Below are 20424 nucleotides of genomic sequence, written 5' to 3' on the forward strand. Positions count from 1 at the left end.
GGCCGCGGGGCACAGTGGAGCCATCGGGTCCCGAGTCCGCGCACTCGGCCTCGGGACCCGTCCCCACCAGCGCATTCGAGTGCGTGGCCGCCCGGCCGTGCCCCGCCCCGACCCTCGACGGAGGCTGATCCGCCATGTCCGCAACCCTGCCCGGCAGCGCCGCCCGTACCACCGTCCCGCAGACCGCGCTGCGCCGGCTCCTCGCGCTCGACTCCGTGGTCACCGCCGGGAACGGCCTCGCGTACGCCGCCTTCTCGGCCCCGCTCGGCCGGATCCTCGGCGTCGGCCAGGCCACCCTGTTCGAACTCGGCCTGTTCCTGACCCTTTTCGGGGCCGGCGTCGGATGGCTGGCCACGCGCCGCCGACCGCCGGTCCCGGCGGTGAAGGGCGTCGTCGAGGCCAACTGCGCCTGGGTGGCCGTCAGCCTGGCCTCGCTCTTCCTCTGGGACGCGCCCACCACGGCCGGCCTGGTGTGGATCCCGCTGCAGGCCCTCGTCGTCGGGGCCTTCGCCCTCTTCCAGCGGCTGGCGCTGCGTTCCGGCTCAAGTCCCCAGTGAGCGCAGGTACTTCACGGTGGCCGCGTCGGCCGGCAGGAGGGTCTCGACGGCGAGCTCGGCGACGGTCACGTCCATCGGCGTGTTGAACGTGGCGATCGAGGACACGAAGGAGAGCAGGTGCCCGTCGTGCTCGATCACCAGAGGCAGCGCGATGCGCGGGACGGCGTCCTCGGGTGCGGCGTCCCCCGGCCGGTCGGCGACCGGGTAGGCGGACACCTCCTCGTACAGGGCGCGCAGCGGTGCGGAGCGGGCCAGTGCGATCTGCCGCTCCATCTGTGCCAGCAGATGCCCGCGCCACTGCGCGAAGTTGCGGATCCTCGGCGCCAGGCCCTCCGGGTGCAGGGTGATCCGCATGGCGTTGAGCGGCGGCACCAGCAGGTGCTCCGGCAGACCGTCGAGCAGCACCGCGATGCCGCGGTTGGCGGCGACGACCTGGTACGTGGCGTCCACGACCAGCGCCGGATACGGCTCGTAGCCGGTCAGCAGCCGCTCCAGGCCCTCGCGCAGCGCCTCCATGGAGGGGTCGTCCAGCGGGGTCTGTGCGTAGCGCGGGGCGTAACCGGCCGCGAGGAGCAGGGCGTTGCGCTCGCGCACCGGCACGTCGAGGCGGTCCGCGAGCCGCAGGAGCATCTCCTCGCTCGGCCGGGACCGGCCGGTCTCGATGAAGCTGATGTGGCGGGAGGAGGAGTCGGCGCGGCCCGCCAGCTCCAGCTGGCTGATGCCGCGCCGCTCCCGCCAGGTACGCAGCAGGGCTCCGACGGACGAGGTGGAGGTCATGCCCACGACGGTAGCCCAGAGGGTGTCAGCCCAGGTCGAAGACGTTGCGCAGACCGAGCCGGTAGCGCCACAGGTCGTGCCGCTTGAAGGACTCCAACTCCGGAGCCCGGTACATCGACAGGACCGTGCACCGCTCCGCCTTCGAACCGTCCCTGTCCAGCAGGGCGTTGACGGCGGCGCGGGCCGAGGCGTTGGCGCCCTCCATCGTCGCCAGGTCGATGTCGACGGCCACGTAGTCCCCGCTGAGGAAGAAGTTGGGGACGCGGGTGTCCGCGCTCGGCCGGTTGTGGAAGGTGCCGGTGGGGTGGATCAGCAGCTGGTCCTGATTGGTCGGATTCGGGGTGCCGAGCCCGTCCACCCCCGGGTCCAGAAACCAGGAGTGCAGGGTGCGGTCCGTCAGCAGCGCCTTGCCGGTGTCGTTGAGGGAGGCCTTCAGCTGCGCCCACACCTCGCGGGCGACCTCTTCGCGGGTGCACTGCTTGGCCGTCTTCCCGTACAGGATCCCCGGCTCGTCCCAGTCCGAGATGTCCACCGACAGGCAGTCCACCGCCACCCCGTCGCCGTAGTCGGCAGGGAAGTCCCGGGCCGGCCAGTGCTCGGCCTGTTGGATCGCCGTCAACGACCAGGGCGAGTCGATGCAGTTGAGGTGCCCGTGGACGAGGGGTGCGCGCTCGGTGAGGTAGAACTGGATGCCGGTCATCCAGTCGGTCTCCAGCCGGTCGCAGCGGCCCAGCATCGGGTCCGCTGCCCGCAGCCCCGCACTCCAGGTGCGCCGGGCGTGCTCGACCGGCAGCGCGCTGACGTAGTGGTCGGCGGTGACGGTCTGCCGGGCCCCCGCCGGGTCCAGCGCCACGACCCCGCTCACCCGGCCGTTGCCGTACTGCACCTCCTGCACCGTCCAGCCGATCCTGAACTCCACGCCGAGGGAGCGTAGATGGGCCTCCCACGGGTCGATCCAGGCCTCGTTGGTCGGCAGGTTGAGGATCCGGTCCGGCGGCCCGTCCGCGCCGCGGCCCAGTGCGTTGAAGACGAAGGCCTCGCCCAGGGCGCCGACGGTACGGGTGGAGGCCTCCTCGGCCTTGGTCGCGACGATGTTGCGGGTGATGCCCACGGCGAGGATGCGCTGGTACTCGTTCGACATCTGTGCGGCCCGTACGAACTCCCACCAGGGGGTGTGCTCCCAGACCTCGTTGCGGCGCTCGTCGCAGCTGGTGAGGAAGACCAGCACGCGGTCGACGAAGTACGCGGTCTCGTGCGGCGGCAGCCGGACGAGTGACTGCAGGATGCCGGTCAGGGCACGGCGGATCTCGTCGGGCGTCAGCTCGGCGGAGGAGTGGCCGGGCCAGGGGATGGGCGCGCGCAGGTCCTCGCGGCCGCCGGCCCGGGCGAACATCATCTCGGGCGGGGCGACGAGGTTGTCCCACACGCCGTGGGCGTTGCCGGGGAAGGGGATGCGCCGCATCGTGTCGGGCAGGTTGTGGTAGATGCCCGGGATGAAGCGGAAGCCGTGCTCGGCGGGCAGGGGCCGGCGGCCGCCGCGGGCGCTGCCGGGGACGTCCATGCTGCGCGCCTTGCCGCCGAGCGCCCGGCGCTCGTACACGGTGACGGCGTAGCCGCGCTCGGCGAGTTCGTGGGCCGCGGTGAGCCCGGCGACCCCGCCGCCGAGGACGGCGACGCGGCGGCCGGTGGGTTTCGGGGCCGGGGCCGCGGCCGGGGACCGGGTCTGGCTCTGGGCCTGGGCGGGGGCGGCCAGGGCCCCGGAGGCCCCCAGCGCCCCGGCGGTGGCCGCCGCCCCCGCGCCCGCGATGAACGTGCGCCTCGAACTGCCCGTGCGCGTCATGAGGAAGCCCTTCGGAGTCTTCGGTGGGGTGTGCATTACCGGCGGTAACAGTCACGTCCGGCGCAGGAGCATAGGGGCGGCACCGTAGACCCGGAAGGCGCGGAAGTACCCGCACGCACTATGGCGCGAAACCTCCCTCCGGCGTGCGCTGTGGGAACCTTGACTCCACGTCAGGAGTCGGTCCACGAACGGTGAAGGAGCATGCCGATGGCAGACGAGCCGCTTTCGCAGAAGGAGATCGAGGACCGGTTGCGGGAACTCCCCGGCTGGGCCTTCGAGGACGACCGGATCATCCGCACCTACCGGCTGGGAACCCACTTCGCGGCGAGCGCTCTCGTCACCCACATCGCCGCGGTCCAGGACGAGTTGAACCACCACTCCGACCTCACCCTCGGCTACAACACGGTCCGGGTGTCGGTGAACACGCACAGCGCCGGCGACGCCGTCACCGGCGCCGACTTCGCGCTCGCCGAGCGGGTCGAGGCCCTCGCCCCCGTCCACGGCGCGAGCTGATCACGACGGGCGGGGGTCACGGGCGGGTGCGGGAGCAGCCGACGGCGCCCCCGCACCCCGGTGCGAACCCGCCCGCCCGGCGCGCTACGACGAGGCCGTCCCCGCCCCACCCGCCCTGCCCGGGCCGGGAAGGACCGGCTCCAGCCGCCACCACTGCGACGGCGAGTCGGTGTCCTCGCACTGGAGGGCACGGCCCTCGTCGTCCCCCTCCAGCGGCAGCCCGCTGATACAGGCGATCAGGGACACCACACCGGGATCGTCGAGATGCTCCTCGACGATCCACTCCTGCGCGCCGAACGCGTTCGGCCGCCACACCTGGACCCGGGTGCCGCTCTCCGTCGACGCGTTCGCGACATCGAGCCGCTTGTCGTTGTGCACGCTGACGACGTGGACGATCCCGCCGCCGCTGTGCACGGGCGAGATCCGCCACTGCCGGGCGGCCGGGGGACCGGCCGCATCCTCGGGCCCCGTCCGCACCCGCGTACCGCCCTCCAGCTGGAGCAGCAGACCGCTGGCGACGTTCCGGATCAGGTAGACCCCGTCGGGCAGGCTCATCCGCGCCTCAGACGTCGAAGGCGGCGGGGTCCGGCCCGATCCGCCCGGCCGTGGGACCCGTGCCCAGTGCGTCCAGCGCGGCGAGGTCGGCGGCGTCCAGTTCGAAGCCGAAGACGTCCAGGTTCTCCCGGATCCGGGAGGGCGTCACCGACTTCGGGATCACGATGTTCCCGAGCTGGAGGTGCCAGCGCAGTACCACCTGGGCGGGGGAGCGCCCGTGCCGGGCGGCGGCCTCGGTGACGGCCGGGAGCGTCAGCAGCTCCTTGCCCTGGCCGAGCGGGGACCAGGCCTCGGTGGCGATGCCGAGCCGGGAGTGCAGGGCGCGCAGCTCGGCCTGCGGGAAGAGCGGGTGCAGCTCGATCTGGTTCACCGCCGGGACCAGCGCACTCTCGGCGCCGAGCCGTTCCAGGTCGGCCGGGCGGAAGTTCGACACGCCGACCGCGCGGGAGCGGCCGCTCTCCGCGATCTCCTCGAAGGTCTTCCAGATCGTGAGGAAGTCGTCGCGCATCGGGCGCGGCCAGTGGATCAGGTACAGGTCGAGGTGGTCGAGGCCCAGCTTGGCGAGGGAGTTGTCGAGCGCGCGCAGCACGTCGTCGCGCTGCCAGGTCCGGGAACGCCCGTTCCACAGCTTGGTGGTGACGAAGAGCTCCTCGCGCGGTAGCCCGGAGGCGGCGATGGCCTCGCCGGTGCCGGCCTCGTTGCCGTAGGCGGCCGCCGTGTCGATGCTCCGGTACCCCGCCTCCAGCGCGGCCCCGACCGCCTGCGCGGCCTCGGAGTCCGGGACCTGGAAGACGCCGTACCCGAGCTGGGGCATGAGCGTGCCGTTGTTGAGCCGGATGGCGGGGGCGTCGTTCACGTCTGGCTGTTCCCTCGGATCGACGGACGGGGTACGAGGGGCGACGACCCGCCGCCCCGGCGAGCGTATTCCCGCCGGGGCGGCGCACCGGGACCGGACACACCGTCAGGACGTTCCCAGGTAGGCCTCCCGGACGAGCGGATCGGCACGGACCTCGGCGGGGGTGCCCCCGGCGAGGACCGTGCCGAGGTCCAGGACGACCACCCGGGTGCACAGGTCCATCACGAAGGCCACGTCGTGCTCCACCAGCAGCACCGCGCACCCCTCCTGCTCGGCCAGCCGCCGCACGACCCCCGCGAGCTGATCGCGCTCGGGCGCCGACAGACCGGACGCGGGTTCGTCCAGCAGCAGCACCCGTGGCGGATCTGCCACGGCGCGGGCCAGCTCGACCATGCGGGCCTGACCGACCGGCAGCCCGCCCGCGTACGCCGCCCCCAGCGCGCCGATCCCGCAGGAGGCGAGCACCCGCCCGCCCTGCTCCCGCCGCTCCCGCTCGCGGCGGCGCCGGGCCGGGGAGCCGAGGAGGTCGGCGGCGATCCCGCCCCCGCCACCGCGCCACTCCTGCGCGACGAGCACGTTGTCGGCCACGCTCAGCTGCCCGAACAGCTGCTGCCGCTGGAAGGTCCGGCGCATCCCGTGCCGGGCCCGCCAGACCGGGGAGCGCCGGGTGATGTCCGTCCCGTCGAGCAGCATCCGGCCCCGGTCGGGCCGCCGGATCCCGGACAGCACGTCGAACAGCGTGGTCTTCCCGGCCCCGTTCGGCCCGATCAGCCCGCACACCTCGCCGGCCCGGACCCCGAGGTCCACCCCGGTGAGGGCCTTCACCCCGCCGAACCGGACGCTGATCCCGGCGCCCTCCAGTACGTAAGGCCCCGTCATCGCGCCATCCCCAGATAGGCCGCGGTGAGCCGGTCGGCCTCCACCTCGGCGCGCGGACCGCACCAGGACACCCGGCCCCGGGAGAGGTACGCGACGGTGTCGGCGACTCCGAGGATCCCCGCGGCCTTCTCCTCGACCAGCAACAGCGCGGTCCCGGCGCCCCGCAACTCGGACAGCACCGCGTACACCTCCTCCACGACGCGGGGAGCGAGCCCCAGCGAAGGCTCGTCGGCGATCAGCACCTCGGGCGGGCGCTGCAGCAGCGGTGCGAGGGCCAGCATCTGCTGCTCCCCGCCGGACAGCGCCCCGGCGAGGACGCCCCGCCGCTCCCCGAGCCGGGGGAACCGGTCGTAGACGGCGGCCCGCGCGTCCGCCTCGCGGAGGTACAGCGCGAGGTTCTCCTCGATGGTCAGCGCCGGGAAGATGCCGCGCCCTTCGGGGGCGAGCAGCACCCCGGACCGGGCGCGCCGTACGGCCCGCTCGCGGGTCACGTCCCGCCCGCGTACGAGGACCGCTCCGTTCACGGCGGGCAGGAGTCCGGCGGCGACCCGGCAGGCAGTGCTCTTCCCGGCCCCGTTCGGCCCGAGCACGGCGAGGATCTCGCCCTTCCGGACGGCCAGGTCGACCCCGTGCAGTACGAGTCCCCCGTCGTACCCGGCGGTGACCCCGCGCAGCTCCAGGGCGGGCGCGCCGGGGTGGTGCCCGCCCGGCCCGGCCGGCGTTCGAAGCCCGGCGGTCCGGGGGCGGAGCCCCGGCAAGGGGGCCGGGCGCAGCCCGGTTTCGGGAAGGGGCGGGGTGGGGGAAAGCCCCGCAGGGCCCGCCTCCGGCCCCGGCTCGGCAGCCCCCGCGAGGGCAGCGGCCCCGGCAACCCCCACCGGCTCGGCAGCCCCCACCGGCTCGGCAGCCCCCACCGGCTCGGCAGCCCCCACCGGCTCGGCGGCCCCGGCAACCCCCGCGGCCCCGGCGGCCCCGGCCGCCCCCGCACCCCCGCCGGAGGCCCTGGCCGCCCGCAGGGCCAGCCGCACCGGAACGGCGGCGCAATACCCGTCCGGATCGTTGGCCAGGGCCAACCCCGCCAGGCCGAACAGGATCACCGGCAGGTGCGCGGACTCCGTCACGTAGTCGGCCAGCAGACGCGGGGCCACCGCGAACACCACCCCCGCGACCACCGCGTACTGCGGCCGCCGGACCCCCGCCGCCACCACCACCGCCAGCCACACCAGCCCCGTCATCGCCGTGAAGTCCGTCGCCGTGATCCGGGTGTTGTACGACGCCACCAGCACGCCCCCGAACCCGGCCAGCCCCGCCGACAGCGTGAACAGCAGCAGCTTCGTGCGCAGTACGGACACCCCCGAGGCCATCGCCGCCGCGGGCGCCGACCGTACGGCCAGCATCGCCCGCCCCGAGGGCGAGTTCCGCAGCGCGCTCAGCCCGGCCGCGCACACCGCGACGACCACCACCAGCGCCACCCCCAGCGCGCGGTCGTCCCCCAGGTCCACCGGCCCGAACACCGGCCTCGGGACCGACCACCCGGAGTCACCGTTCCGCAGCCAGCGCAGCTGGAACAGCACCTGGTCCGCGAGGAACGCCAGCGCCAGCGTCGCCAGCGACAGTGTCCGCCCACCCAGCCGCAGCGCCGGCAGCGCGACCAGTGCCCCGAGCAGCGCCGCCACGCACGTCCCCACCGCCAGCGTCGCCACGAACGGCCAGCCCCGGCTCATCAGCAGCCCCGCCACCAGCGCGGCCCCCGTCACGAACGTGCCCTGCGCCAGCGACACCATCGCACCGAGCCCGGTCACCACGGTGAAGGACATGAAGACCAGCCCGAGGGCCAGCCCCTGCGCGAGCAGCCCGCTCCAGAACGGCGTGGTCACCGTGTAGAACGCCACGCACAACACCCCGGCGGCCGCTGCCCACACCCCCCAGCGCCGTCCCCACGAGGCTCCCGCCAGATGGTCCACGGGCGCCGCGTCCACGGCCGCGGTCCCCGCCGTCCGGGCCCGCCGGGTCAGTACGAGCAGCCCGCCGAACAGGATCAGGAACGGCACCGCCGTCCGGAACCCGGTGATCCCCTCGGCGAACGACGCGTACCCGGCCACCAGGTTCTGCAGCACCCCCAGCCCCAGCCCGCCCGCGAACGCGAGCGGCACGGACGCGAACCGCCCGAGCACCGCCGCCGTCGCCGAGACGAACAGGAACAGGGTGAAGTCGTGCGCCGACAGCCCCAGCAGCGGCGTCGCCAGCACCCCCGCCAGTCCCGCCAGCGCGGAGGCGATCATCCACGCCACCGACGACAGCCGGTCGGCGCTGATCCCGCGCAGCTCGGTCAGCGAGCGGTTGTCGACGGCCGCCCGCAGCTGCAGCCCCAGCCGCGTGTGCCGCATCAGCACCCACAGGGCCACCGCCACGAACGCCGTCACCACCCAGGTGATCAGCTGGTCGGAGTCGATGCCGACGCCGTCCGTGAGCTGCCAGGACTTCGCCGGGCTCGGCCCCACCCCCGGCAGCCCGAACTGGTTCTCCGCGGGTTTCACGGGCGCGCCCGCATCCCCCAGCAGCTCGACGGCCCACAACCCGGCCGACGGCAGCGCGACCAGCAGCCCGATCGTGGCCACGATCTGCGCGGTCTCGCCGACCCGCGCCAGCCGCCGGAACATCAGCCGGTCCAGCCCCCACCCGAGCCCGGGGGCCAGTACGCACACCACCAGCAGGGCCGCCGGGACCGCCGGCCACCCCAGCCCGGAGTGCACCTCGTAGAAGGTCAGCGCGCACAGGTAGGCGGTGGCCCCGTGCGCGAAGTTGAACAGCCCGGACGCCGAGTACGACAGCACCAGCCCGGTGGCGAGCAGTGCGTACAGGGCTCCGGAGACCAGACCGCTCAGGACGAAGACGAGCAGATCTCCCATGGGACCGGGCCTACTTGAAGGGGATCGGCGCGTGGCACTTGAACGGTACGGAGACCTCGTACGCCCCGTTCTTCAGCTGGACCAGTGCACCGCAGCCGAAGCTGTCCTTCTGCCCCTTGGGCTCGGCCCGGTCGCCTACGAGGGTGCCGGCGTCGGAGAAGCTCTGCGCGGCGTTCTGGAAGTGTGTGACCGTGAGGTCCTTGCCCGCCTTCTGCGCGATGGACACGAACAGGTCCGCCGACATGTAACCGGTCAACATGTGCATGTTCAGCGGGACTTCCTGACCACCCGAGGCGGCCTTGATGTCCGCCTTGAACTGCGCCATGGCCGGGCTCGTCGACTCGAAGGGCTCGAACTGGAGCAGGACGTGCACCCCGTCGAGCGCCTGCTTGGTGGCGTCCTTGGCGAGCAGCCCCGGGTCGTAGTCGGTGGGGTCGGAGAGCACGCCCTTGTACCCGGCGCGCTTGAGGGCGGTGAACAGGCCGATGTTGTTGGGGGTCTGCATGACCGATACGACGGCGTCGGGAGCCCTGCCGTCATTGCCGGCCAGGATGTCCTTCACATAGGCCGACCAGTCGCTCGGCACCGCCGTGGCGGGCACGGAGGCCTTGGCGTAGGAGACCGTGAACCCGGCGCTCGCGAAGCCCTGCTGGAAGGTGCGGATGCCGAACTTTCCGGCGTCGCTGTCGTTGGCGATGACCGCGACGGACTTGCCCTTGGCCCCGCCGAGGATCTGGGCGATGCCCTCGGGCCAGGTCTGGTTCAGGGTGCCGCCGGGGGAGGGGACCAGGCAGCCGTTGAACCCGTAGATGTACTTGGGTCCGCAGAAGGAGGGCAGGGTGCCCCAGCCGAAGGTGGGGACCTTCTCCTGCTCCAGGAAGTCGGCGCCGGAGAAGGTGACCGAGCTCATCGGGGAGATCGCGAAGACCTTGTCCTGCTGGACGAGCTTGCGGGCGGCGGCCATGTTCTTGGCGGGGTCCTGGCCGTCGTCCTCCGCGCCCAGGTACTCGATCGTGCGCCCGTGGATCCCGCCCTCCGCGTTGGCCCGCAGGTACCGGGCCTTGGCCCCGAGATCGGTGTCCTTCTTGCTGTAGCCGCTGGCGCTGGTCATGGAGACGATGCCACCGACCTTGATCGACCGGTCGGTCACCCCGCGGAAGTTGGCGGCCGCGCCCGCGTCGGGCTTGCCGGGGGAGCCGCTCTCGGAGGCGGAGTTGCAGGCGGAGACGAGCGCGAGCGCCGCCGCCGCGGCGGCCAGGGTGCGGATCGGTCGCAACATGTGTGGGATCCCCTCCGGTCGGAATCCCCGCATTCTGTGGGCGACCTGACGGATCGTCAATATCGCGGACAAAGGTCAAGTGACGCATCGTCAGCTATCTGGTGCAGGGACCGTCAGGGCTGGTAGAGGGCCGCCACCTCCATCGCGTACGCCTTCTCGATCGCCCGCCGCTTCAGCTTCAACGAGGGCGTCAGCAGACCCTGTTCCTCCGTGAACTGCTCCGCCAGCACCCGGAAGGTGCGGATCGCCTCGGCCTGCGAGACCAGCGTGTTCGCGGCCACCACCGCCCGCCGGACCTCCGCCGTCAGATCCGGGTCGTGGACCAGCTGCGCCGCGGGTATCTGCGGGCGGCCGCGCATCGACAGCCAGTGCGCGATCCCCTCCATGTCCAGCGTGAGCAGGGCGGCCACGTACGGCCGGTCGTTGCCCACCAGTACGCACTGCGCGACCAGCGGATGCGAACGCACCCGCTCCTCGAGCGCGGTCGGCGAGACGCTCTTGCCGTTGGAGGTCACCAGGATCTCCTTCTTGCGCCCGGTGATGGTGAGGTACCCGTCCTCGTCCAGCCGGCCCAGGTCGCCCGTCGCCAGCCAGCCGCCGCGGAGCACCTCCTCCGTGGAACGGGGGTCGTTGAGGTACCCGCTGAAGATGTGGCCGCCGTGCAGCCAGACCTCCCCGTCGTCGGCGATGTGCACCGTACTGCCCGGGATCGGCCGGCCCACCGTGCCGTACTTCGTCGCGCCCGGCGGGTTCGCGGTGGCCGCCGCGCAGGACTCGGTCAGCCCGTAGCCCTCGAACACCGTGATCCCGGCCCCGTCGAAGAACAGCCCGAGGCGGCGCGACATCGCCGACCCGCCCGACATGGCGTGCCGCACCCGGCCGCCCATCGCCTCGCGGACCTTCCCGTACACCAGCTTCTCGAAGAGCTGGTGCTCCATGCGCAGCGTCGCCGAAGGGCCCGGCCCGAGGCCGAACGCCTTCTGCTCGCGCGCCTCCGCGTACCGTACGGCCGCCTCGACCGCCCGGTCGAAGGGACCCGTGCGCCCCTCCGCCTCCGCCTTGCGACGGGCCGCAGCGAAGACCTTCTCGAAGACGTACGGCACCCCCAGGACGAACGTCGGCCGGAACGCGGCGAGGTCCGGCAGCAGCTCGGCCGCAGCCAGCACCGGCTGGTGCCCGAGCTTCACCCGCGCCCGGACGGCCGCCACCTCCACCATCCGCCCGAAGACGTGGGCGAGCGGCAGGAACAGCAGCGTGGAGGGCTGCTCGCCCGGCCCGGCCTGGAAGACCGACTCCCAGCGGGCCACCATCGTGTCGGCCTCGTACATGAAATTGCCGTGGGTGAGCACACAGCCCTTGGGGCGCCCCGTGGTCCCCGACGTGTAGATCACGGTGGCGACGGCGTCGGGCGTGACCGCGGCGCGGTGCCGGTGCACCAGGTCGTCGGCGACCCCGCGGCCGTCCGCGACGAGCGCCTCGACGGCCCCCGCGTCGAGCTGCCACAGCCGCCTCAGGTGCGGGAGGCGCTCGATGACGGACCCGACGGTCATGGCCTGGTCCTCGTCCTCGACGACGCAGGCGGTGCAGTCGGAGTCCTGCAGGATCCAGTGCACCTGCTCGACGGACGAGGTCGGGTAGACGGGGACGGGCTGCGCGCCGACCGCCCACAGGGCGAAGTCGAACAGGGTCCACTCGTACCGGGTCCGGGACATGACGGCGACCCGCTCCCCGAACCGGACCCCCTGGGCCAGCAGCCCCTTCGCCAGCGCGAGCACCTCGGCGGCGAACTCCCCGGACGTCACGTCCCGCCAGACCCCGTCGGTCTTGCGTCCGAGCACCACCCGGCCGGGATCCTCCTGGGCATGCCGGAAGACGGCGTCGGCGAGCCCGCCGACGGGCGCCGCAACAACGACTGGTGGGACGGTGATCTCGCGCATGCCCCGCTCCTCTCCGCGCAGCGCGGCGACGCTACCCCACACCTCCCCGCGGTTGATCACCGTGCGAAGACCTCCACAAGACCTCCCCAGGGAGCTGGGGAAGGGCCGGCCGGAGGTGCGGAAGGGCCGTCCGGGAGACACTCCCCGCGGCGACGGCCCGGAAACGCCGGGCGCCCCGCCGATCGTGCGCCGGACGGGAGGCGGCGGGGCGCGGGCTCAGTGGTCCACGGCTGCCGGCCCGCCCGGAACGAAGGAGTCCAGCGCCGCGTCGAAGTGGCTCCGCGCCTCCGCGAGCCGGCCGACGGGCGCGGACACCCACACGTCGTACATGCGCCCGTTCTCGTCCCAGCAGACGTCGAAGGTGTGCCGGGCGCCTTCGGCAGCGGTGAAGCCGTTCCACGTGAACTCCCAGAGGGCGGCGGGCAGCCCGTCGTGGGTGGTCGGGACGACCGTGCCGTCGCGGTAACCGGGGTTCGTGGCCGGGCCGCTCGCGTGCGAGAGCCGCATGACGGCGACCGGCCCGTCGGACACTGCCGGCTTCACCTTGACGCCGATCCGGAAGGCCCCGTCCGGCGACACGTAGAAGACCCGCTCGGCGTCGGTGGAGCGCTGGAAGCCGTCGGGTACGGCAAGGCTGAAGCCCGCCGGGTCGGAGACGGACCGGTAGCCGGCGGGCGCGGGCTTGGCGGCCGCAGGCGCCGACGGGGGCGCGGTACGGGCCGGTGTCGCCGTCGGCGTGAAGGTCTGCGCGGGCTTGGCGTCGGCGGCGCCGGCGGAGGCCCGGCTCCATCCGGAGGCGGTGGCGGCAGGCGTCGTCTCCCGTGCGCCGTCCGCCGACCGGCCGCCGAACTGCGAGGTGACGGCCACGGCGCCGGCGACCGCGACGGCGAACAGCGCGGCGATCAGCCCCGCCCGGAGAGCGGGCCGGGCCCGCCGGGCGGACGGCTGTGGGACGTGCTCGGTCGGCGAGTAGCCGACCGCGGCGCCCGCGCCCGCGCCGGCGCCGGACGCGGTCCCGGTCGGCGGCGCGGTCACCGGAACCGGTGCCGGTACCCGGTCGGCGATGACGGGGACCTTGCCGGTGCTCACGTACGCCGACAGCAGCCGCTCGGCCTCCGCCGCCCCCATCCGCCGCTCCGGGAGGCGTTCCAGCAGGCCGCGGATGACCGGAACCAGCGGCCCCGCCTGTGCGGGCGGCCGGATCTCGTCGTACACGACGGCATGCAGGACCCCGCCGAGCGAATCGCGGCGGAAGGGCGACTCACCGGTCAGCGCCGCGCACAACAGGACGCCGAGCGACCACAGGTCGGACTCGGGTCCGGCTTCGGCTCCCTGCATGCGCTCGGGGGAGGTGTACTCGGGCGAGCCGACGAACGCGCCGGTCTCGCTGATCGTGGTGGACCCGGCGAGCCGTGCGATGCCGAAGTCGGTGAGCACCACCCGGCCCGTCCCGGCCTCCATGAGGACGTTGGCCGGCTTGACGTCCCGGTGGAGCACGCCGCGCGCGTGCGCCGCGGTCAGGGCGCCGAGCAGGGCCAGCCCGGTGCGCGCGGTCTCGGCGGGGTTGAGCGGCCCTTCGGTGCCGAGCCGGTCGGCCAGCGAGCCGCCGTCGACGAGTTCCATGACGATGTGGGGGCGCCCGTCGTGCTCCACGACGTCGTGGACGACGACGACGTGCGGATGCCTGACCTGGGCGACGGTCCGGGCCTCCCGCAGGGCGGCCTTGGCGTCGGCGCCCCCGTCGACATGGAGCTCCTTGACGGCGACGGGACGCCCGAGCAGCTCGTCGGAGGCCCGCCAGACGGTCCCCATGCCGCCTCTGCCCAACCGCTTCTCCAGGCGGTACCGCCCGGCGATCACGATGCTGCTGTCCGGCCCGTCGTGCGACACGTTGCTTCCCCTCCGACCCCGTGGCGCCCCATGATGCCGCACATCAGGAGCCTCCCTCTGCGAACAGGGGCGGGCAACGCAAGCCCACGGCGCCGGAATCGAGGGAGCGGGGCCGTGCACCGGGAGCGTCAGGTGTTGGAATTGCTGCGGAACCGCTTGGCGAGCGCCGGGTCCGACTCCCACCACAAGCCGGTCCCGGTGTACTCCTCCTCGGCGACCGCCGCACCCTGGGCGGTGCCACCATCGGCCCGGACCCGGAACAGCAGGCCGGGGCAGGCGCGCAACAGCACGGCGATCAGCACGATGGAGACGACCACGTAGACCGGGGGGACCGTGATCCCCGCGAGCAGGGGAAGCAGGACGGCGGCCTTCAGACCGGTCCCCTGGGCCGTGACCAAGGAGTCCTGGTCCTCGGCCACTTCCACCGTCACGGTGTTGGAGCGGGTCCGGTCCTTCCCGGCGACCCGTACCGTGTGGGTGCCGACGGCTACCGGGAACCGTGCGGTGGTTCCCTGCTCGACCCGGCCGACCACCACGTCGTCGACGACCACGTGGAAGGTCCCTGCCCGGCCCAGCCCCGGCTCGTCCGCCCGCACCACGACGGTTCCTGTCATGAGTCCCCCCTCATCTCCTGTTGATCAGGCATGAAACCACGGCTGTGCGACGGCGCCCGCGCCGGGAACGCAAAAAACCCCACCGAAGTGGGGTTGATGCTCTGTGTCCGAGGGGGGACTTGAACCCCCACGCCCGATAAAGGGCACTAGCACCTCAAGCTAGCGCGTCTGCCATTCCGCCACCCGGACCGGTGGTCGGCCCCGGTTTCCCGCGGCGACAAGGACAACAATAGCAAAGGATCGGAGTGGTTCCGACCAGGTATTCGGGCCCGGGCCGCTCGCTGACCTGCACGCATGCCCCCGAAGGGGCAGCGAGACGCCGTGTCTCGCGGGTCAGCGGGCCGCCGCGGTGCGCTCGGCCCTCAGCCAGTCGTCGTTGTGCTGCCACGCGTAGAGGGTGGTGCCGTCCATGTAGGCGTAGTACAGGCCGCAGCGCGCGGTGGCCTTCCCCCGGGCGTCCTTCGGGAACCAGTCCTCCGCGAGCGGGACCTCCTGCGCGTGTGGCCGCGGCTCCGTCGTGCACGGGGTCGGGAGCCGCTCGTCCGGCAGGGTGGCCGTCAGCAGGCGGTCGCCGCCCGTCGTCTTCATCGCGTACTGCACCGACGTCGCGTCGTCCGCCAACCAGCGCGGGACCGAGGCCCGAGCCGTCTTCGCCTCGGCGCCCGTCGCGTACGTGCCCGCCTCCTGGTGGCGGTTCCCGTACCAGTCGGCCGCGGCCGGGAGGGCGACCACGGTCGCGAGCCCCACGGCCGAGACGACTGCGGCGGTGGTCAGGATGACGGACCTGCGGATCATGCGGCGTTCGCTTCCCTCGGCGGCGGATGGCGTGCGTGCCTTCATCCTCCGGCCCCGCCCCGGCCCGGCGCGTCCTTCCACCGGGCGGGATCCGCGTACATCTCAGGTCGTATGCCCCTGAGGAGTCACCCTGCCCTCTACGCCCCGGCCAAGACACCCCCTAAGGGCAGCGGATGACCTGGCCCGCGTACGAGAGGTTGCCGCCGAAGCCGAAGAGGAGGACCGGGGCGCCGGTGGGGATCTCGCCGCGCTGGACCAGCTTCGAGAGGGCCATCGGGATGCTGGCGGCCGAGGTGTTGCCGGAGTCCACGACATCGCGGGCGACGACCGCGTTGACGGCGCCGATCTTCGCGGCGAGCGGCTCGATGATCCGCAGGTTCGCCTGGTGCAGGACGACGGCGGCCAGCTCTTCGGGGGTGACCCCGGCCTTCTCGCACACCTTGCGGGCGAGCGGCGGGAGCTGGCTGGTGGTCCAGCGGTAGACGGACTGGCCCTCTTGGGCGAAGACCGGCGGGGAGCCCTCGATCCGGACCGCGTGGCCCATCTCCGGGACCGAACCCCACAGGACCGGGCCGATGCCCGGCTCCTCACAGGCCTCGACCACGGCCGCGCCGGCACCGTCGCCGGTCAGCACGCAGGTGGTGCGGTCGGTCCAGTCGGTGATCTCGGTCATCTTGTCGGCGCCGATGACCAGGGCCCGGGTGGCCGAGCCGGCCCGGATCGCGTGGTCGGCGGTCGCCAGGGCGTGGGTGAACCCCGAGCAGACGACGTTGAGGTCCATGACGGCCGGGCTGCCGCCCATGCCCAGCTTGGCGGCGACGCGGGCGGCCATGTTGGGCGAACGGTCGATCGCGGTGGAGGTGGCCACCAGGACGAGGTCGATGTCGTCGGGGGACAGGCCGGCGCCGGCGAGGGCCTTGCCCGCGGCCTGGAAGGCCAGCTCGTCCACCGGTTCGTCGGGGCCCGCCATGTGCCGGGTCTTGATGCCGACCCGGGAGCGGATCCACTCGTCGTTGGTGTCGACCATCGCCGCGAGGTCCTCGTTGGTGATCACTTTCGCGGGCTGGTAGTGCCCTAGCGCCACCACGCGTGAACCGGTCATGGGCGGGGTCCCCCCTCGTACGGAAGTCAGGATCACCCAGCTTGACCTGCTACTGGTGGGTACATGTGCACGTGACCCAACAGGATTACCTGCCCTGAATTTGGAGATTCCGGAGGATCTTCCTGCCGGGAGCGCCGTGGAACGGCGATCCGGGAGAATGGGCTCGTCAGCTGCACGACGAGGTGCGCGACGAGGACAGAACGGGCGGGCTGATCACCATGGGACGGGTCACCGAGCGCCGTCGTGTCATCCGGGTGCGGAACGGGGTGACCGGGGTCCGCCCGGACACGCTGGTCGCCGAGGAGCCGCTGGAGATACGGCTGAGCGGCAAGCCGCTCGCGATCACGATGCGCACCCCCGGCGACGATTTCGCGCTGGCGGTGGGCTTCCTGGTGAGCGAGGGCGTGCTCGGCTCCGCGTCGGACGTACGGGCCGTGACCTACTGCGAGGGGGCGACGGAGGACGGCTCGAACACCTACAACGTCGTCAACGTGCAGCTCGCGCCCGGCGTCCCGCTTCCGGACATCACGCTCGAACGGAACGTCTACACCACCTCTTCCTGCGGCCTGTGCGGAAAGGCCAGCCTCGACGCGGTGCGCACGGCGACCCGCTTCCCGCTCCAGCGGAGCGCGGCCGAAGACACCGTACGGATTCCCGCGGAGCTCCTCGGCGAGCTGCCGGACCGGCTCCGTGCGGCGCAGAAGGTGTTCGACCGCACCGGCGGCCTGCACGCGGCCGGGCTGTTCTCCCCGCAGGGCGAGCTGCTGGACCTGCGGGAGGACGTCGGCCGGCACAACGCCGTCGACAAGATCGTCGGCCGGGCGTTCCGGGCCGGACTCCTCCCGCTGGAGGGCGCGGTGCTGCTGGTGTCCGGCCGGGCCTCGTTCGAGCTCGCGCAGAAGGCGGTGATGGCGGGCATCCCGATCCTGGCCGCCGTCTCGGCGCCGTCCTCGCTGGCCGTGGACCTGGCGCTGGAGTCGGGCCTGACCCTGGTCGGCTTCCTGCGCGGACAGAACATGAACATCTACGCGGGCGAGGAACGGATCACTCTGTAGCGGCTCCCCGGCGCGTTTCCGAGGTCCGGCCCTACGGCCCTACGGTGCTTCGGCTCGTCGGCAGTCGGCCGTGGCCCGTCGGCCGTGGCCGGGCGGCCCGGCGGCCCTGGGACCCTCCGGTCAGCGGCCCCGGCGGGTGCGGCGCTTCGCTTCCGGCCTGGGCTGGGGCTCGGGCGGGTCGATGCGGTGGAGGTCCAGGGTCGCCGGGACCGGGGTGACGCCCGGGCCGCCGGATTCCGCCCACGCGATGACCTCGTCGGTCGCGGTGTCGTCCAGGGCCCAGCCGAACCAGGTCGCGCGGGCGCCGCGGCGGCGGGCCTCGGTGGTGGGCTGGACCACGATGACGTTCGCCTGCGCGCACGGCCCGAGGCAGTCGCTCGTACGGACGGCCAGCCGGCCCCCCGACGCGGCGGCGGCCTCGCGCAGCCGGGCCAGCTGGCCGGCGTGGTCGGAGCCGGGGTTCTTGCGGGGGTCGCCGCAGCAGCAGCCGCGGCAGACCACGAGGGTGCAGGGGCGTTCGGCGTGCGCGGCGAGCGGGCGAATCCAAGTCACCGCCGCACGTTACCGAGCCTGCGGGGCCGGGTGTTGGGCGCCGGGGGAGACCTCCACCACATGTCCGGCGGGCAGTTCGGCGCCCGCTGTGGCCCCGGGGTCCCCGGCACGGCGGCGGGCCAGCACCGCGCACACCATCAGCTGCATCTGGTGGAACAGCATCAGCGGCAGCACCGCGAGGCTCGCCTGGGCCCCGAACAGCACGCTGGCCATGGGGAGTCCGGCCGCGAGGCTCTTCTTCGACCCGGCGAACTGGATGGCGATCCGGTCCGCCCGCCCGAACCCGAGCCGCTTCGCCCCGTACCAGCTGACCAGGAGCATGGCGGCGAGCAGTACGCCCTCCACCGCCAGCAGGGCGGCCAGGCGCGGGACGCTGACCTGGTGCCAGATCCCGGCGGCCATGCCCGCGCTGAAGGCGGCGTAGACGACGAGCAGGATCGAGCCGCGGTCGACGAAGCCGAGGACCCTCTTGTTGCGGACCAGGAAACCGCCGACCCAGGGGCGCAGCACCTGGCCCAGCAGGAAGGGCAGCAGGAGCTGGAGGACGATCTTGAGCAGGGAGTCGAGTGAGAACCCGCCCGCGCTGTTGCCGAGCAGGCCGGCGGCGAGGAGCGGGGTGAGGAGGATGCCCGCGAGGCTGGAGAAGGAGCCCGCGCAGATCGCCGCGGGGACGTTGCCGCGGGCGATCGAGGTGAAGGCGATCGAGGACTGGATGGTCGAGGGGACCAGGCAGAGGAAGAGCAGTCCGCTGTAGAGCGGGGGCGTGAGGAGGGTGGGGACCAGCCCTCGGGCGGCCAGGCCGAGCAGCGGGAAGAGGACGAACGTGCAGGCCAGTACGGTCAGGTGGAGCCGCCAGTGGCGCAGGCCGTCGAGGGCCTCGCGGGTGGACAGCCGGGCACCGTAGAGGAAGAAGAGCAGGGCCACGGCCCCGGTGGCGGCGCCCTCGGCGACGGAGGCGGCCGGACCGCGGGCGGGCAGCAGCGCGGCGAGGCCGACGGTGCCGAGGAGGGCCAGGACGTACGGGTCCAGGGGCAGCCGGGAGGGTATCTGCGGGCGGCGCATGTACGGGGCTCTCTCGCTGTCGTGGTGGCGGCGGGGCGGGGGCGTGCCCCTGGTGCCCGGGTGCCCCTCATCGTGGCGCTCGGGCCGGTGATCGGGAAACCCGCACACCGCACTGACTGTCATTGCGGTTCGTGATGGCCGTGGCAGCATGGAGCCATGCCCGCCATGTACGACCCCGTCCAGTTGCGCACGTTCCTCACGGTGGCCCAGACGCTCAGCTTCACCCAGGCCGCCGGGCGGCTCGGCGTCCGGCAGTCCACGGTCAGCCAGCACGTACGGCGGCTGGAGGAGGCGACGGGTCGGCAGCTCTTCCTGCGGGACACGCACAGCGTGGAGCTGACGGAGGACGGCGAGGCGCTGCTGGGCTTCGCCCGGACCATCCTGGAGGCGCACGAGCGGGCGGCGGCGTACTTCACGGGGACGCGGTTGCGCGGGCGGCTGAGGTTCGGGGCGTCGGAGGACTTCGTGCTGACCCGGCTGCCGGAGATCCTCGAGGGCTTCCGGCACGAGCATCCCGAGGTGGAACTGGAGCTGTCGGTCGAGCTGTCCGGGACCCTGCACGAACGGCTGGACGCGGGGCGGCTCGACCTCGTCCTGGCGAAGCGGCGCGGGCCGGGGGACGAGCGGGGCCGGCTGGTGTGGCGGGACCGGATGGTGTGGATCGGCGCGGAGGGGCTGCGGGTGGACCCGGACCGGCCCGTGCCGCTGATCGTCTTCCCGCCGCCGGGGATCACCCGGGCCCGGGCGCTGGAGGTGCTGGAGAGGGCCGGGCGGGGGTGGCGGATCGCGTGCACGAGCGGCAGCCTGAGCGGGCTGGTCGCGGCGGCGCGGGCCGGGCTGGGCGTGATGGCGCACACGCGGGGGCTGATCCCGCCGGGGCTGGTGCGGGTGCCGGGGCTGCCGGAGCTGGGGCCGGTGGAGTTCGCGCTGCTGCGGGGCGAGCGGAGCTCGCAGGCGGCGGAGGCGCTGGCTGCCGCGATCCTCTCGGGCGCGGACCGCCTGACCCGCCCCGCCTGACCCTGACCGGGGGCCGCCCCCCGAGCCCCCGGGCCCGCCGCGCGGGCTGCTGCCGCTGCGCGGGGCTCCTCTCCCCGCCCCCGCCCTTTCTCCGTTTCCCGGTGCACACCCCGGACCCTTCGCGTCTGCGGCGCCGCTGCCGGGGGGGGGGGGGCGGGGGGAGGGGGGGGGAGGGGGGGGGGGGGGGGGGGGGGGGGGGGGGGGGGGGGGGGTGGGGGGTGGGGGGGGGGGGGCGGGG

The 20424-nt window shown here is 73.5% G+C and carries 18 protein-coding genes and 1 tRNA gene; 4 read left to right on the forward strand and 15 right to left on the reverse strand.

Annotated features, from left to right (window positions below; all coding sequences use genetic code 11):
* Positions 1–134: 134 nt before the first annotated feature.
* Complete coding sequence (locus ACZ49B_RS28245) at positions 135–557, forward strand: hypothetical protein (RefSeq protein WP_468311248.1); 423 nt, start codon at positions 135–137, stop codon at positions 555–557.
* Here ACZ49B_RS28245 and ACZ49B_RS28250 read toward each other — a convergent pair.
* The gene (locus tag ACZ49B_RS28250; RefSeq protein WP_468311250.1) at positions 543–1334 is read right to left on the reverse strand and encodes a helix-turn-helix domain-containing protein; all 792 of its coding nucleotides are present in this window, start codon (positions 1332–1334) and stop codon (positions 543–545) included. The genes ACZ49B_RS28245 and ACZ49B_RS28250 overlap by 15 nt on opposite strands.
* Positions 1335–1359: 25 nt before the next feature.
* Complete coding sequence (locus ACZ49B_RS28255) at positions 1360–3174, reverse strand: hydroxysqualene dehydroxylase (RefSeq protein WP_468311252.1); 1815 nt, start codon at positions 3172–3174, stop codon at positions 1360–1362.
* Between the two features lie 207 nt (positions 3175–3381).
* Between ACZ49B_RS28255 and ACZ49B_RS28260 the strand changes: the two genes are divergently transcribed.
* Positions 3382–3687 (forward strand): 4a-hydroxytetrahydrobiopterin dehydratase, encoded by a 306-nt coding sequence (locus ACZ49B_RS28260; RefSeq protein WP_468311253.1) that lies wholly within the window; start codon positions 3382–3384, stop codon positions 3685–3687.
* A gap of 84 nt (positions 3688–3771) precedes the next feature.
* Here ACZ49B_RS28260 and ACZ49B_RS28265 read toward each other — a convergent pair whose 3' ends face one another.
* From ACZ49B_RS28265 to ACZ49B_RS28315, 11 genes are all read right to left on the reverse strand, one after another.
* Entirely contained in the window at positions 3772–4242 is a 471-nt protein-coding gene (locus ACZ49B_RS28265; protein WP_468311254.1) for an RICIN domain-containing protein, read from the reverse strand.
* A gap of 7 nt (positions 4243–4249) precedes the next feature.
* Positions 4250–5098, reverse strand: coding sequence for an aldo/keto reductase (locus tag ACZ49B_RS28270; protein ID WP_468311255.1), 849 nt, complete (start codon positions 5096–5098; stop codon positions 4250–4252).
* A 105-nt stretch (positions 5099–5203) separates the two neighbouring features.
* On the reverse strand, positions 5204–5977 hold the full coding sequence (locus ACZ49B_RS28275) for an ABC transporter ATP-binding protein (RefSeq protein ID WP_468311257.1): 774 nt from the start codon (positions 5975–5977) through the stop codon (positions 5204–5206).
* On the reverse strand, positions 5974–8883 hold the full coding sequence (locus tag ACZ49B_RS28280; RefSeq protein ID WP_468311259.1) for an ABC transporter permease subunit: 2910 nt from the start codon (positions 8881–8883) through the stop codon (positions 5974–5976). Before ACZ49B_RS28280 ends, ACZ49B_RS28275 begins: the two co-directional genes overlap by 4 nt.
* Before the next feature lie 10 nt (positions 8884–8893).
* Positions 8894–10162 (reverse strand): ABC transporter substrate-binding protein, encoded by a 1269-nt coding sequence (locus ACZ49B_RS28285; protein ID WP_468311261.1) that lies wholly within the window; start codon positions 10160–10162, stop codon positions 8894–8896.
* 113 nt (positions 10163–10275) lie between these two features.
* Positions 10276–12099 (reverse strand): AMP-dependent synthetase/ligase, encoded by a 1824-nt coding sequence (locus tag ACZ49B_RS28290; RefSeq protein WP_468311289.1) that lies wholly within the window; start codon positions 12097–12099, stop codon positions 10276–10278.
* Positions 12100–12315: 216 nt separating this feature from the next.
* Complete coding sequence (locus ACZ49B_RS28295; protein ID WP_468311290.1) at positions 12316–13911, reverse strand: serine/threonine-protein kinase; 1596 nt, start codon at positions 13909–13911, stop codon at positions 12316–12318.
* Between the two features lie 206 nt (positions 13912–14117).
* The gene (locus ACZ49B_RS28300) at positions 14118–14603 is read right to left on the reverse strand and encodes a hypothetical protein (protein WP_468311263.1); all 486 of its coding nucleotides are present in this window, start codon (positions 14601–14603) and stop codon (positions 14118–14120) included.
* 104 nt (positions 14604–14707) lie between these two features.
* Positions 14708–14792, reverse strand: a tRNA-Leu gene (locus ACZ49B_RS28305).
* A 144-nt stretch (positions 14793–14936) separates the two neighbouring features.
* Entirely contained in the window at positions 14937–15398 is a 462-nt protein-coding gene (locus tag ACZ49B_RS28310; RefSeq protein ID WP_468311265.1) for a hypothetical protein, read from the reverse strand.
* 160 nt (positions 15399–15558) lie between these two features.
* Entirely contained in the window at positions 15559–16500 is a 942-nt protein-coding gene (locus ACZ49B_RS28315; protein ID WP_468311267.1) for a beta-ketoacyl-ACP synthase III, read from the reverse strand.
* A gap of 218 nt (positions 16501–16718) precedes the next feature.
* Between ACZ49B_RS28315 and fdhD the strand changes: the two genes are divergently transcribed.
* Positions 16719–17555, forward strand: coding sequence for a formate dehydrogenase accessory sulfurtransferase FdhD (fdhD, locus tag ACZ49B_RS28320; RefSeq protein ID WP_468311292.1), 837 nt, complete (start codon positions 16719–16721; stop codon positions 17553–17555).
* Positions 17556–17675: 120 nt separating this feature from the next.
* On the opposite strand, the gene ACZ49B_RS28325 is transcribed toward fdhD, so the two are convergent.
* Both ACZ49B_RS28325 and ACZ49B_RS28330 read right to left on the reverse strand, forming a co-directional pair.
* Positions 17676–18107: a (2Fe-2S) ferredoxin domain-containing protein gene (locus tag ACZ49B_RS28325; RefSeq protein WP_468311268.1), complete on the reverse strand. Its 432-nt coding sequence runs from the start codon at positions 18105–18107 to the stop codon at positions 17676–17678.
* Positions 18108–18116: 9 nt separating this feature from the next.
* Positions 18117–19169, reverse strand: coding sequence for a bile acid:sodium symporter family protein (locus tag ACZ49B_RS28330; protein ID WP_468311270.1), 1053 nt, complete (start codon positions 19167–19169; stop codon positions 18117–18119).
* Between the two features lie 165 nt (positions 19170–19334).
* On the opposite strand from ACZ49B_RS28330, the gene ACZ49B_RS28335 reads away from it, so the two are divergent.
* Positions 19335–20186 (forward strand): LysR substrate-binding domain-containing protein, encoded by an 852-nt coding sequence (locus ACZ49B_RS28335; RefSeq protein WP_468311294.1) that lies wholly within the window; start codon positions 19335–19337, stop codon positions 20184–20186.
* Positions 20187–20424 lie beyond the last annotated feature (238 nt).

It is taken from the genome of Streptomyces sp. NPDC031132 (assembly GCF_055570595.1).

Excerpts from the sequence above, each read along its gene's own strand:
- ACZ49B_RS28245 (WP_468311248.1), top strand. The coding sequence starts at position 135 with ATGTCCGCAACCCTGCCCGGCAGCGCCGCCCGTACCACCGTCCCGCAG.
- ACZ49B_RS28250 (WP_468311250.1), bottom strand. The coding sequence starts at position 1,334 with ATGACCTCCACCTCGTCCGTCGGAGCCCTGCTGCGTACCTGGCGGGAG.
- ACZ49B_RS28255 (WP_468311252.1), bottom strand. The coding sequence starts at position 3,174 with ATGACGCGCACGGGCAGTTCGAGGCGCACGTTCATCGCGGGCGCGGGG.
- ACZ49B_RS28260 (WP_468311253.1), top strand. The coding sequence starts at position 3,382 with ATGGCAGACGAGCCGCTTTCGCAGAAGGAGATCGAGGACCGGTTGCGG.
- ACZ49B_RS28265 (WP_468311254.1), bottom strand. The coding sequence starts at position 4,242 with ATGAGCCTGCCCGACGGGGTCTACCTGATCCGGAACGTCGCCAGCGGT.
- ACZ49B_RS28275 (WP_468311257.1), bottom strand. The coding sequence starts at position 5,977 with ATGACGGGGCCTTACGTACTGGAGGGCGCCGGGATCAGCGTCCGGTTC.
- ACZ49B_RS28280 (WP_468311259.1), bottom strand. The coding sequence starts at position 8,883 with ATGGGAGATCTGCTCGTCTTCGTCCTGAGCGGTCTGGTCTCCGGAGCC.
- ACZ49B_RS28285 (WP_468311261.1), bottom strand. The coding sequence starts at position 10,162 with ATGTTGCGACCGATCCGCACCCTGGCCGCCGCGGCGGCGGCGCTCGCG.
- ACZ49B_RS28290 (WP_468311289.1), bottom strand. The coding sequence starts at position 12,099 with ATGCGCGAGATCACCGTCCCACCAGTCGTTGTTGCGGCGCCCGTCGGC.
- ACZ49B_RS28295 (WP_468311290.1), bottom strand. The coding sequence starts at position 13,911 with ATGGGGACCGTCTGGCGGGCCTCCGACGAGCTGCTCGGGCGTCCCGTC.
- ACZ49B_RS28300 (WP_468311263.1), bottom strand. The coding sequence starts at position 14,603 with ATGACAGGAACCGTCGTGGTGCGGGCGGACGAGCCGGGGCTGGGCCGG.
- ACZ49B_RS28310 (WP_468311265.1), bottom strand. The coding sequence starts at position 15,398 with ATGATCCGCAGGTCCGTCATCCTGACCACCGCCGCAGTCGTCTCGGCC.
- ACZ49B_RS28315 (WP_468311267.1), bottom strand. The coding sequence starts at position 16,500 with ATGACCGGTTCACGCGTGGTGGCGCTAGGGCACTACCAGCCCGCGAAA.
- fdhD (WP_468311292.1), top strand. The coding sequence starts at position 16,719 with ATGGGACGGGTCACCGAGCGCCGTCGTGTCATCCGGGTGCGGAACGGG.
- ACZ49B_RS28330 (WP_468311270.1), bottom strand. The coding sequence starts at position 19,169 with ATGCGCCGCCCGCAGATACCCTCCCGGCTGCCCCTGGACCCGTACGTC.
- ACZ49B_RS28335 (WP_468311294.1), top strand. The coding sequence starts at position 19,335 with ATGTACGACCCCGTCCAGTTGCGCACGTTCCTCACGGTGGCCCAGACG.